Origin of the sequence: Amycolatopsis sp. WAC 01416 (assembly GCF_003947485.1) — a bacterium.
Lineage (GTDB): Bacteria > Actinomycetota > Actinomycetes > Mycobacteriales > Pseudonocardiaceae > Amycolatopsis.
Genome location: NZ_QHHX01000008.1, coordinates 64,560 through 76,775, shown reverse-complemented (window position 1 = coordinate 76,775; position 12,216 = coordinate 64,560). Strand labels below are relative to the sequence as shown.

General features: G+C 66.7%; 8 protein-coding genes. 3 read left to right on the top strand and 5 right to left on the bottom strand.

What is annotated here, in order from left to right:
- Position 1: 1 nt before the first annotated feature.
- The 4 genes from fxsT to DL990_RS26815 all read right to left on the bottom strand — a co-directional run bounded on the left by fxsT (position 2) and on the right by DL990_RS26815 (position 8,137).
- Complete coding sequence (gene fxsT / locus DL990_RS26830; protein ID WP_125800297.1) at positions 2-4,393, bottom strand: FxSxx-COOH system tetratricopeptide repeat protein; 4,392 nt, start codon at positions 4,391-4,393, stop codon at positions 2-4.
- A 1-nt stretch (position 4,394) separates the two neighbouring features.
- Complete coding sequence (locus DL990_RS26825) at positions 4,395-5,477, bottom strand: MoxR family ATPase (RefSeq protein ID WP_125789800.1); 1,083 nt, start codon at positions 5,475-5,477, stop codon at positions 4,395-4,397.
- Between the two features lie 13 nt (positions 5,478-5,490).
- Positions 5,491-7,257 carry a hypothetical protein gene (locus DL990_RS26820; RefSeq protein ID WP_125800296.1) on the bottom strand — a complete coding sequence of 589 codons (1,767 nt, stop codon included), beginning with the start codon at positions 7,255-7,257 and terminating at the stop codon, positions 5,491-5,493.
- 163 nt (positions 7,258-7,420) lie between these two features.
- Positions 7,421-8,137: a trypsin-like serine protease gene (locus DL990_RS26815; protein ID WP_125789798.1), complete on the bottom strand. Its 717-nt coding sequence runs from the start codon at positions 8,135-8,137 to the stop codon at positions 7,421-7,423.
- A gap of 229 nt (positions 8,138-8,366) precedes the next feature.
- Between DL990_RS26815 and DL990_RS26810 the strand changes: the two genes are divergently transcribed.
- Together DL990_RS26810 and DL990_RS26805 are read left to right on the top strand one after the other, a co-directional pair.
- Positions 8,367-9,554 (top strand): GNAT family N-acetyltransferase, encoded by a 1,188-nt coding sequence (locus tag DL990_RS26810; RefSeq protein ID WP_125800295.1) that lies wholly within the window; start codon positions 8,367-8,369, stop codon positions 9,552-9,554.
- Positions 9,555-9,751: 197 nt separating this feature from the next.
- Positions 9,752-10,957, top strand: a complete 1,206-nt coding sequence (locus tag DL990_RS26805) for an acyl-CoA dehydrogenase family protein (RefSeq protein ID WP_125789796.1) — start codon at positions 9,752-9,754, stop codon at positions 10,955-10,957.
- 16 nt (positions 10,958-10,973) lie between these two features.
- On the opposite strand, the gene DL990_RS26800 is transcribed toward DL990_RS26805, so the two are convergent.
- On the bottom strand, positions 10,974-11,510 hold the full coding sequence (locus tag DL990_RS26800; RefSeq protein ID WP_125800294.1) for a dihydrofolate reductase family protein: 537 nt from the start codon (positions 11,508-11,510) through the stop codon (positions 10,974-10,976).
- A gap of 132 nt (positions 11,511-11,642) precedes the next feature.
- On the opposite strand from DL990_RS26800, the gene DL990_RS26795 reads away from it, so the two are divergent.
- Complete coding sequence (locus DL990_RS26795) at positions 11,643-12,188, top strand: TetR/AcrR family transcriptional regulator (protein WP_199746613.1); 546 nt, start codon at positions 11,643-11,645, stop codon at positions 12,186-12,188.
- The last annotated feature ends 28 nt before the right edge of the window (positions 12,189-12,216 follow it).

Below are 12,216 nucleotides of genomic sequence, written 5' to 3'. Positions count from 1 at the left end.
GTCACATCAGGATCGGGTCGATGTCACAGTTGGCACGGGCACCGCGACCGGCCGCCTGCGTTCCCGGGTGGGCCTCGCCCAAAATCCGGCGATACCGCGCCAGGATCGGGTCACGCAACGGTGCGGCCTCTTCCGTCCGGCCGAGCGCGACCAGATCCAATCCGAGGTTGAAGGACGCCGCCAAGACAGTGGGGTGCTCCTCGCCGAGCACCTGTGTGCCGCGCTCGACGGCGTCTCGTCCCAGCTCGACCACCCTGTCGAGTTCGCCCAGCGCCGACAGGTCACTCGCCAGGTTGATCGTGGCGATGATGGCATAGGGATGGTCCGGGCCGATGGTGGCACGGAACTGCTCGAGGGCGCGCTCGTCGAGGACGCGGGCGGCGGCGGGGTCGCCCTGCAACCGCAGGGTCACCGCGAGGTCGGCGTTGGCCGCGAGGGTATGCGGGTGATGCTCGCCGAGACCGCGCCGGTAGCGCTCGAAGGTCTCCTCACCGAGCTTCCTCGCCGCGGCGAGATCACCCGAGTGACGAAGATCGATCGAATGGGCCAGCGCGGAGGCCATCGTCGTGCCGTGGTCGTTGCCATAAGCGAGCCGGAACCTCTTGAGGACTTCCGTGGACAGGCTGAGTGCCCCCGGGTGGTCGCCGTCCTTCCTCCGAGCCACCGCAAGCAGGAGCGAGTTGCCCGCCGAGTCCAGTTGGTCCACACCGAAGCGGGCGATGAAGTTCTCCGTGAGCCTCTCCTGCTGAATCCGGGCCTGGCCGTATTCGCCCGCCTCGCGCAGGTCCACGTTCCTCGCGCTGTTGGCGCTGAAGGTGCGGACGTGATCGCGGCCGAGGACCTCGATCCGCCGCCGGAGGGTGTCCTGATCCAGTTCCAATGCCTCACGGTAGGCGCCGCCCAGCCGGAGGCTGATCGCATGCTGATACGCGGCGTAGAGCGTCTCCGGGTCGTCTTCACCGAACATCCGCTTGGCCTTCTGATAGACCTCCTCGCTCAGTTTCGTCGCCGCCGCGAAGTTGCCCTGTGCCCGGAGGTCGATCGTGATGTTCCTCTGGAGGGCGAAGGTCTCCTCGTTCTCTTCGCCGGATATCTGAAGGCGTAGCGCGAGGGTGCGCTGGTTGAGTTCAGCGGCATCGGAGTACCGGCCGATCGCCCAGAGGTAGAGCCCCAGCCTCGACGAGACCTCGAGTGTCTGCGGGTGGGTGGGACCGAGGACCTTGGTGAACCGCTCCCGCGCTTCGAGGCCGAGCCGAGCCGCTTCCTCATGGTCGCCGTACTCGAACAGGTAGCGCATCAGGTTGATGTAGAGCTGACGCGGCCAGTCGTCGTCGCAGCCCAGGATGTTCGCCGCGTAGGCGTGCGGTAGCAGTTCCCGGTAGCGCGACCAGTGCCTGCTCGACTCGGGGTCGTTCGGGTCCAGCGCGGCGAGCAACTGATGGGCACCGTGCTGCATCTGCGCGTGCACCTGACGGGCCATGACCCGGTTGCGCAAGACCAGCTGGACCAGCCGGTGCAGCTGGAGGGTGTTGTTGCCGTGGTCGATCTTCGCGAGGCCGTACCGGTTGATGTCGCGGATGGCGCGGGCGAGCTTGATCGGATCACGCAGCGCCGCGTCGAGTTCCGGGGAGATCGACACCCGGTTGACCCCGGTGAGCAGGTCACGTGAAATGGGCTCCGGGGAGAAGAAAGCGCAGATGTGAAGGATTTGGTGAGCCGCCGGGTTGCGGGTCTTCAGTTCCTCGAACGAAACGTTCCACGCCGCGGCGACGGAGACCTCGTTGTCGGGTGCCGCGGCGGTGTCGAGGATTTCCGCGACCGACTCGTCGAACAGGCGCAAATACTCCTGCACCGGCATCCCGGTCACCGCGCGCCATGCCGCTGCCTGCTCGACGGCCAAGGGCAGGTCGCCGAGCTTCTCCGCGAGTTCGTCGGCGTCGGCAGGGTCGATCTCCGGACCGCGGCGTCCGAGCAGTTCGACGCTTTCCTCGCGTTTGAACACCGCCAGCTCCAACGGGCGCGCGATACCCGCCCAATCGGAGTTCCGCGACGTGATCAGGATTTCGCCGGGGCCGTTGCGCGGGAAGAACGGCAGCACGGTATCCGGGCTTTCCGCGGCGTCGAAGACCAGTAGCCAGCGCCGGAACGGCCGCCCCGTCCGGAGCGCCTCGATGACCGCCGGGACCGCGACACTGGCCTCGGACGCGCCTTGGAGACCGAGGATCCCCGCGAGTTCGGTGAGACCGGCTCGGATCTGGGTGGTGTGCGCGGCGTCGATCCACCAGACGAGGTCGTAATCCTGGAGATGCCGATAGATGTACTCGGCGGCCATCTGGGTCTTCCCGATACCACCGAGACCGTGCAACGCCGACGGGAGCACGGCGGTGGTGCCACTGCTCAACCGCTTCGTGAGCTGGTCCAGCAATTCGTCGCGGCCGGTGAAGTTCGGATTGCGCGGGGGAACGTTCCCGAAGACCATCGGCGGGTCATCGGCCTGACGGTCGGGAAACTGCCGGGAGGTTTCCGAGGCCGAAGGATGCACCATCCGGGTCGTCGGCTCGTTCGCTTCGGGCTCACTGAGATAAGACGAGCGTCCCTGTGACACTGACGTTGAGGCAGGTGGACGTTCGACCGTCTCAGGCATTATTGGGCTCACAGTCTTTTCAATTGGTCCAGGTAGGGGTGCGACGACGACTTGGTGTCGTACCGCGTTCTGCAGCCGGTCGGCGCGGGACAGATAGGGTCCGGAAAGGGCGCGCATCAGCGCGCTTTCGAGTTCCACATCGGCCGGGGACTCGCGGGTGAGGTCTGGGTCCGGTGTGCTGTTCGGGTCGGCGATGGCGTCCCGGAGGTGACCGAGATACCTTATCCGGTCACCGAAATGAGTGGCGGCCACTCGGACGACCTTGGCCGTTTCCGACCGCCGCGCGCCGCTGAGCAGCAATTCCCGGACTGCCTCGGGAAAAGCGAAGACCCCGTCTGTGTCCCAAGTGGACTTGCCCTCCCTGAGTGCGGGAGCGTACATCATCCCCGAAAGTAAAAGTTCGAGGAGGTGCTCCAATCCCGCTTCCGGCACGAACCGCTGTCCCACCAGCTTCGCCACGTCGAGACGGACCGGTACCGCCGCGAGCAACTGCGCCAAGCGTAGCGCCGGCGGCGACGCAACACTGCGGAATCTGTGCACTCTTTCGGCGGGTGACAAAGTTACCGGCCGGTCGGTGGAATCGGACTGGGAGGTCCGTTCCGAGGCGAACAGGACCGTTCCTTCGACGGCGTCGGCATTTTCGCCGGTCATCAGTCCGGCCCACCAGCCCAGCGACCGTGGACGCAGTTCCAGCACCGGCACCGGGACGAGGTGATCGGGCACCTCGGAGCCGGGTTCGAGCCAGGCGTCCGCGAGCTCGCACACCCAACGGCTGTTGGGTGCCAACGCGTTCGGGACTCTCAGCCGGGCCTTGCGGGGGTTCATCCCGCATCGGCCCCACAACCACTGCGGGAGCAGATGCACGATGCTCACCGGCATCGTCCGGCCCCACCGCGCCAAGATCGGGTACAGCGCGTCCTTCTTCTGCCAGGCGTCCCCGACACCGTCGGTCAGCAGCAATACCGCGCGCCGTCCCGACGAATCAAGAATCTCGTTCGGGTCTCTGGCGGGTGCGCCCGGCGTGCCACCGCGAAGAACGAAATCCTCCTCGTTGTCCTTCGCGGTTTCCAACAGCCGGACCTGAATGGTTCGGAAAGCACCCACTTGCCGGAGTACTTCGACAAAGGCGGACACCCGCGGTCGCCACAAGGCCATCGACGGACCGTTGTCGAGGACGAGGGTCAGATCCAGCCAGCGCTCTTTCCGCGACCGGGTGACAGGCCACCACCGTCCGGTCTCCGCGGCCCGGACGGCGGTCGCCACTTCGTCCAGGACCACATTGTTGTGTCGCCGCGAGACCGTCTCCCGTTTCAGGGTTCTCAGCGCGCGGAAGTACGCGAGTGATTCGAGGACCACGACTCCCCCGGGCCCCGTGCCGTCCACCGCGGGTTCGGGCAGTTCACCTGCTACGGCCTCGATCTCGACCAGGGGGGCGACTTCCTCGTCCGGCACCGGGATTTCGGTGATCCGCGACAACTCGTGCTCGGGAAGTTCCGGGATCTCCCCGCGTTCGGAGGGCGCGTTGCGGATCCGCGTGCGCTCGGACTCCGGCTCCGGTTCCTCGGGCGGAGCGGATCCGTCGTCGCTCCGCGGCGGCGTGATGGCCGCGGCCAGCCACACGATGTCCGCGAAGTCGGTCCAGTTCAGGTCCTCGAATTCGACCCGCCTGACCCCCTCGGGCAGACCGGCCTTCCGCCGCTCCGCCACCGAGGCGGAGCGCGAGTCGGACACACCGCCCGGCCCGTCCATGTCACCGCACCGTCAGTCGTTGCCAAAGGGCGTCCACCAGCCGCGGCCATGCCTCCTGATCCGGCTGGTACGCACCCGACGTCGCCAGATAGACGGCGTCGAGCAGCCTGTCGGTCGGGAGACCACCTTCCGCCTTGCTCCGTTCGGCGAATTCGCGGATGAGCCTGTCCCGGTGTTCGCCGTTCTCGCCGACCAGATGACTCGCCACGATCGCCGCCAACTGGTCGTGGTCCGGGTTCTCGATCCGCAACTGCAGGCAGCGACGCAGGAACGCGGGCGGGAACTCCCGTTCCCCGTTGCTGGTCATGATGACGATCGGGAAGGCATGGCAGGCGATCCGGCCGTCACGGACCACGGCGGTGCGCTGCGGATCCGCGGTGTGCACGGTGACCTCGGGATGCCGGTTGCGCACGCGGGCCAATTCCTCGATGGAGAATTCGCCGTCCTCGAAGATCGACAGGAGATCGTTGGGCAGATCCGCCTCGGATTTGTCCAGCTCGTCGATCAGCAGCACCCGCGGCAGTTTGCCGGGAAGGAAGGCGGTGCCCAGCGCACCGAGCCGCACGAAATCGCCGATCGGCGGCTCTTCGGCCTCACCGCCGCGCTGTGCCTGACTGGTCGCCGCGGCCTGGACCCGGCCGATCGCGTCATAGCCGTACAGCCCGGAACTCAGCGCGGTATGGCTGGTGATCGCCCAGCGCAGCACCCTGCCGAGCCCCAATTCCCTGGCGATCCGATAGGCGAGGCTCGACTTCCCCGTTCCCGGATTCCCCGTGACCAGCAAGGGACGCCGCAGATAGAGGGCGGCGTTCACCATGTTCAGTTCACTCGCGTCGACATCTTGCTCCGAAAGCGTGAACGCGGCGCCGAGCCGGCGTTCCGCCTCACCGTCGTCCGGCGGTGGCACGTCGTGCTCCGGTGGCGGATCCCCGCGATACGACCGCCACGGCGGCGGCGCGGGCAGCAATTGCGCGAGATCGATGTCGTGAATGGGCCTTCCGGTGCCCCGATAGATCCACCAATCGGGTGCATCGAGCCGCGGCGTCCGGCCGTCCGCGGCCACGTCCTGATCGTTCCCGCTCATCCGCGGCATCCCCTTACAGTCGAGTCGGGGTCAACGGCTGGTCCAGAACGATCACACGTTTCGGGTCGTCCCACATTACCACCAGATCGTGAGCCAGAGAATTCTTGAACGGTACGGCCGCCCCGGAATTCGCCAGTTTGCGGCGATCCGGAAGCTCGTTGAAACCGCTCTCCGCGGCCAATACCCAGTCGAGCAACTCGCGCAGGTTCTCCGGTTCCGCGTCCGGATGCCAGAGCACCACCGGCAGGCCACTGCGGAGAGCGGTCGTCAGTTCGTCCGGCACCGCACCCAGTTCCGCTTGGGGCGACGGAGGTTTCGCCAATACCAGGCCGACCCAGTGGTCGTCGCTCAGTATGGCGTCGATCGGATGATCCTCCGCGCAGCCGGAATAGTGCAAGCGGTCGGCCGCGGGGTGCTCCACCATCGAATCCCAGCGAAAGTTCCATGCGCGATGCCAATGCTTCGCCCGCATCCTCTCCAACGACCGTATTCCGAGCCGGTACCCGTAGCGCAACGGCTGCGGATGGCCGGTGCCATGTTCCTTCGCCCACCGCTGCACCGGCAAATTGATCAACGTCCTCGGCAGAAGGAATTCCACCGACGCGGACATGCTCTGCCCCGACCAGACACTCTCAGTCTCCAGGATGACGTCATCGACCCTGAACTCGACCTCGTCTATTCCGATTTCCCGCACTCCACCGAGCGCCGGCGGCCAGATCTCCGGATCGTCCTGTCTCCAGAACGCGAGAGTGCACCGCTCCGGATCGGCGGTGACCGGATCGAGCATGATCATCAAATGCAAAGGGGGTCGTTCCGGAATGGGCTTGCTCGCCCGCTGATGTCCGAGCGCGGGAACGAGCCGCAGCGATCGTGCCAGGTCGGTGACCCAGCCCGCGATCTCGGCGCTCGGTCCGCCCGCCACGTTTTCCGCGAGCAGGCGCAGGAACGCGAGGGCGGGCGGGACGCCGTCCGGGCCGGCGTTGTAGTCGGTGAGCAGGTGAAAGGCGGCCCAGGCGTCGGTGATGCCCTCCAGCCGGGGCAACGGGACCGCGGGGCCGAGTGCCCTGCTCATCATGACCGGCAGATGCGGTACCTCCATCCGGGTCAAATGCCGGCGCAGGCCCGCCAAATCCTTGCGGGGGATCAAGTCCAGAACCGCGTTGTCCAGGTCGGCCTTGTCTTCGGCGGCGACCGCCGCGACTTCACCGTGCAGCCGTAGATAAGCCGTTCCGGTGAAAGTCTTCACCGAGACGGGTATCGATCGGTACAACTCGGGCAACAGGCCCGGGTCCTTTTCGATGACGTCGGTGAAGAACCGCTCCGACGAGATGAACGCGATCATCCGATCGGATTTCGCGAACGCTTCCTTCGCCAGTGGCGCGTCCAGAATGCGGAACGCGGTGTCGACCGCGTCGCCGACCCACCCGTTCCCGTCGTACAGCACCTCACCGGCGTTGAGGCTCACCCGCAGCCGCATCTGCGCCTGCGGTGTCCGTGTGTGGTTGTACCGGCGGAGGGCGACCGCGAGGCGATCCGGCAGCAGGTCGGGGACCAGGCCTTTGGTCGTTGTCGGCGGAAGCAGGACCAGCACACCGTCGCCGCGATCCTCGTGCGCGCAGGAATCGAAATCGACATTGCTTTCGGCGAAGGCGGTCTTCAGCACTTCGTACATGCCTTGGTGCACGGCGAGTTTGTCGAGGCGGTTCCGGTCCGGGGCGGTGAATCCCACGACGTCCACCACGACGATCGTGTGGTCGAGAGCCTGCGTCGGTCGCGCCATCGGCCCCCTCCCAAGGTCCGCGGCGCCAGCCCACCGGCGCCGACCGCCACATTATCGCGTCGAGCGGCTCCGAGTTGAGTGTCAATTGACAAATTGCAGGTAGCGGGCGTGTGAGTGGTGGGGACGGTCGGCTTCGACCGTCCCCACCACTCACGAGAGTCGATCAGACGCCGGCGACCTGCTGGATCCAGCTGCGGTACCGGGTGATGTTGGTGTAGGCGGTGTTGTTCGACCGGTCGCTGGTCGAGGCGACGCCGACCTGGCGGCCGCCGGAGAACATCGGGCCGCCCGAGTCTCCGCCGGCGGTGATGCCGTCGACGCGGTTCGCGCAGACCGCGACACCGCCGTTGTAGTCACTGCAGTTGACCGAGTTCACCCGGACGGTGGCGACCTTCAGGTAACGGGACTGGCAGTTGATCTCCGAACCGCACTGGCTGGTCGCGCCCCAGCCGTAGACCTGGACGTTCTGGCCGACCGCGACGTTGCTCGTGGTGCCGAGCGGCGCGTAGGTGGCGTTGACCGAACTGGTCAGCCGGACGATGGCGAGGTCCGCGCCGGAGTGGCGGGTGATGCTCGCCGCGGTGGCCATGGTGCCGCCGCTCTGCTGGTCGAGGCTGCCGATCCGGAAGGTGTAGCTGCCGCTGCTCGCGACACAGTGCTTGGCGGTGAGGATGTACTGCGGCGCGATGATCGTCGCGCTGCAGTTCTGCTGGCCGTTCACGAACAGCCGGGCCGCCCAGGGTCCGCTCTGCGCGTACTGGCCGCCGATGATCATCGGCTGCACGCCCGAGGGCTCGGCGGCGGTCGCGGCGGGGGCGGTCGAGCCGAGCAGCGCCATGAAGGCGGTGCCTGCCAGCAGGACAAGGGAGCGCAGTCGCATGTTCCGACTCATTTCTGCGGCCGGATCCCGGCCGCGTCAGTGGGGACGAACGCGCTGATTCTGTGTCGTGCCAAGGGAAGCCAGGAACCGACGAAAGTTCGCGCGGACTACCTATTTATTTCCATGACGGCCGGGGACGATCTTTGAGTATGCGCCGAAGATCATTAGGTAGCCGGCGCGTCACCACAAATCGCTTGACGCCGCCAGGGAACCCCAATGCACTGTTCTCATGAAGATCCGCTCCACGACCGAAGAGGACCGCACCGTCTTCGTCGACACCATGTTCACCGCGTTCGCCCGGTTCCCGGAGACCTCCGCGGAGACCTGGTCCGCTCTCGAGATGGACCGCGGCCTGCTCGCCGAGACGGCGGACGGGCGGCCCGTCGGCACGGCCGCCGCGTATTCCTTCGAACTCACCCTGCCCGGTGAAGTCGTCGTCCCGGCCGCCGGGGTGACCGCCGTCGGCGTCCTGCCATCCCACCGGCGGCGAGGCGTGCTCAGCGCGATGATGCGGCATCAGCTCGCCGAGTTCCGGGAACGGGGCGAGTTCCTCTCCGTACTGCTGGCGTCGGAGGCTCTGATCTACCGCCGGTTCGGCTACGGACCGGCGACCTACACTCGGCGTCTGACGGTGCGACGCCATCAGGCCGCCTTCGCCGTCCCCCATGCGGACGGCGGCTCGATCGAGGTGCTGCGCCGCACCGAATGCGGCGAGACGCTGGAAGAGATCTACGACCGGTACCGCCGCGCCCTGCCCGGCGCGCTGTCCCGTCCACCCCGCTGGTGGTCCGCTGGGGCCGGGCAGTCACCGATCTCCCGGGCATCGCGGTACATCGCCGTGCACCGCGATGCCGACGGCGTCCCGGACGGCTACGCCTCCTATTCCCTCGCCGAACCCAGCACCTTGACCGTCGACGAGACCATCGCCGTCGACGACGACGTGTCCACGGCCCTGGCGCGGTTCGTGCTCGGGCACGACCTGATCACCGAGGTCGTGTTCAAACACTGCCCGCCCGACCATCCACTGCGGTGGCAGCTCGAGGACTTCCGCGCCGGCGAAGTCGGCGGCGACACGGACTGGCTCTGGGTCCGGCTGCTGGACATCCCTCGCGCGCTCACCGCCCGCGGCTGGTCCACCGACGGTGAACTCGTCCTCGACGTCGACGACCCCGCGCTCGGCGAGCACAGCCGCTACCTGCTCGCCATCCGAGGAGGAGAGGCGGACTGCGTCCCGACGGAAGCCGAACCCGACCTGTCCCTGGACGTGAGCGACCTGGGCTCGATCTACCTCGGCGGCACGGTCCCGAGCACGCTCGTGCGGGCCGGGCGCATCAAGGCCCATCGCGCGGACGCGGCGGCGCTCGCCGACGCCCTCTTCCGCACCGAACGGTCCCCGCACTGCCTGCACTGGTTCTGATCGCGAGGGGCCCGGTCTCAGAGCGCGGACATTCGTTGACACCCCGTAGCACCACTGCTCTACTCGGACGTATGGACGACATCCGCTGTACGGCCTGAATCAGTTTCCGCGCTCTCTTTCCGAGAAACACCCGGGAATTCCGGGCGCTCCGCCCTGCCCGGAATTCCCGTTCGCCATCGCACAGAACGGAATCCAGTATTACCACGACCGAGAACCGGATCCGATCGGCCAATGAATGGCTGACGGCCGCGAAAGACGTCGCCGCCGAACTCGCGGTGAACGCGGCCGAGCGCGACCGGAAGAACGAGACACCGTACGCGGAAGTCCAGCTGCTGAAGGATTCCGGCCTGGTGACACTGCTCGGCCCTGTCGAGCACGGCGGTGGCGGCCAGAGCTGGGAGACCGCCTATCGCGTGACCCGCGAGGTCGCGCGCGGCGACGGCTCCATCGGCCAATTGCTCGGCTATCACTACCTTTGGGCGTGGGCCGCCCGGCTGGTGGCGACCGACGACCAGATCGACGCGGTGGAAGAGCTCTACACGCGAAACAACTTCTTCTTCGGCGGCGCTGTCAATCCTCGCGATTCCGATCTGAAGATCAGCGAGGTCGGCGACGAGATCGTCTACAACGGACACAAGTCGTTCTCCACCGGCAGCAAGGTCTCCGATCTGACGGTGCTCGAAGGTGTTCTCGAGGGCACCGAAGACCACGTCTTCGCCATCGTTCCGTCCGAACAGGACGGTATCGTCTTCCATGACGACTGGGACAACATCGGCCAGCGGCTCACCGAATCGGGCAGCATCACCATCACCGGGGTGCGTGTCCCGTGGGCCGGCGCGGCGGGTTACGTCGACAAGGAGTTCCGGCCCCTGACCTACAACACGCTCAACGTCCCCGCGATCCAGCTGGTGTTCGCGAACTTCTACCTCGGTATCGCGCAGGGAGCGTTGGAAACCGCGCTGGCGTACACACGCGAGCACACCCGCGCGTGGCCGTACGGCGGCGACAACAAGGTTTCCGCCGGTGAAGAGTGGTACATCCTCGAAGGCTACGGCGATCTCCAGTCGAAGCTGTGGGCGGCCGAAGCGTTGGTGGACAAGGCCGGAGCGGCGATCTCGGCCGTCCTGCACGCGCCGCGCGAGGAGCTGACACCCGAGGCACGCGGCGAAGTCGCGGTCCTCATCGCCGCCGCCAAACAGCGGGCGATCGACACCGGACTGGAAATCGGCACCAAGGTCTTCGAGCTGACCGGCGCCCGCGCGAGCGCCACGAAATTCGGCCTGGACCGGTTCTGGCGGAATCTGCGCACGCATTCGCTCCACGACCCGGTGGCCTACAAACGCCGCGAAGTCGGTGCTTACGCGCTACTGAACGAACTTCCGGAACCCACTTGGTACACCTGAATCCCGCCGTGGTCAGCTAGCGCGCGACGGCATAGGTGAGCAACAGGGCACCCGAAGCGAACCGGCGCTCATCGACGAGCGTGAGCGCCGTCTTCGCGTACTCACCGTCGAACAGCCGCGTCCCGCCGCCGAGGAGTACCGGGTTCACCACGAGCCGCACTTCGTCGAGCAGCCCGAGCCGGGCGGCGGACGTCGCGGCCCCTCCCCCGGCGAAGAGCGCGATGTCACCTTCGAGGCCGGCGAGCGCCGAAGCGTCTTCGATCAGGTGGGAGTTATGCCAGGTCGTGGTCTGGAGCGTGCGCGACAGGACGTACTTCGGCAGTTCGTGCATTCGGCGCCGCTGCGTGGCCGAGACCTCGTCCCCGGCGGTCGGCCAATAGCCGGCGAGTTCCTCGTAAGCCTTCCGACCGAAGGCCATGCCGTCGAGCGACTCCAGCAGCTCGTCGATGTGTACCTGGAACTCGTCGTCGGCGAACCGCCAGTCGATATCGCCCGCGGCGTCGGCGATGTAGCCGTCGAGCGAAACGTTGACGTGCAGGAAGAGGCGACCCATGTGAACTCCTCGTACGACTTTTTGAACACCCGAACAAGAAGTCAAGGTACACTTCTTGAACGCACTGTCAAGAAGTCGTAGGATGCAGCCATGTCACGCACAGGAAGGCCGCGATCCTTCGACGATGAACAGGTGATCGGAGGAGCTCTCGACGTCTTCTGGCGGCAGGGTTACTCGGCCACGTCGATGCGGGATCTGAAGGAGGAACTCGGCATCCTGCCGGGAAGTCTGTACGCCGCGTATGGCGACAAGCACGCGCTCTTCCTGCGAGCACTGGAACGCTACACGGTCGGCGCCGCGAACCAGGCGGATGCTCTCGCCGAAGGCCCGGTTCTCGCACATCTACGCGAGCTGCTGCTCAGCGTCCTCGAAGCCGCGCGGGAAACCCCGGGACGCGGATGCCTGCTCGGCAACACCGCCGCCGAACTGCTACCGGCCGACGAAGCCGCCGGAAAGATCGTCCACAGTGGATTCGAGGCGCTGGAAGCCGGTATCACGCAAGGACTCGAAGCCGCACAGCGCTCCGGCGAGATCCGCGCGGACGTCGACTGCGGGACGCAGGCACGGCTCCTGCTCGTCGTCATGCAGGGCCTGCACGTGGTGGCCAGGGCGGAGGCGGAGCCACGCCGCCTCACCGACGCGGTCGACGCCGCTCTGGCGCCCTTGACCGCGAAGTGACCCCTGGGCAACACCGCTGCCGGTGTTG

Coding starts and splice junctions, on each gene's coding strand:
- DL990_RS26820 (WP_125800296.1), bottom strand. CDS start 7,257: ATGGCGCGACCGACGCAGGCTCTCGACCACACGATCGTCGTGGTGGAC.
- DL990_RS26810 (WP_125800295.1), top strand. CDS start 8,367: ATGAAGATCCGCTCCACGACCGAAGAGGACCGCACCGTCTTCGTCGAC.
- DL990_RS26800 (WP_125800294.1), bottom strand. CDS start 11,510: ATGGGTCGCCTCTTCCTGCACGTCAACGTTTCGCTCGACGGCTACATC.
- DL990_RS26815 (WP_125789798.1), bottom strand. CDS start 8,137: ATGCGACTGCGCTCCCTTGTCCTGCTGGCAGGCACCGCCTTCATGGCG.
- fxsT (WP_125800297.1), bottom strand. CDS start 4,393: ATGGACGGGCCGGGCGGTGTGTCCGACTCGCGCTCCGCCTCGGTGGCG.
- DL990_RS26825 (WP_125789800.1), bottom strand. CDS start 5,477: ATGAGCGGGAACGATCAGGACGTGGCCGCGGACGGCCGGACGCCGCGG.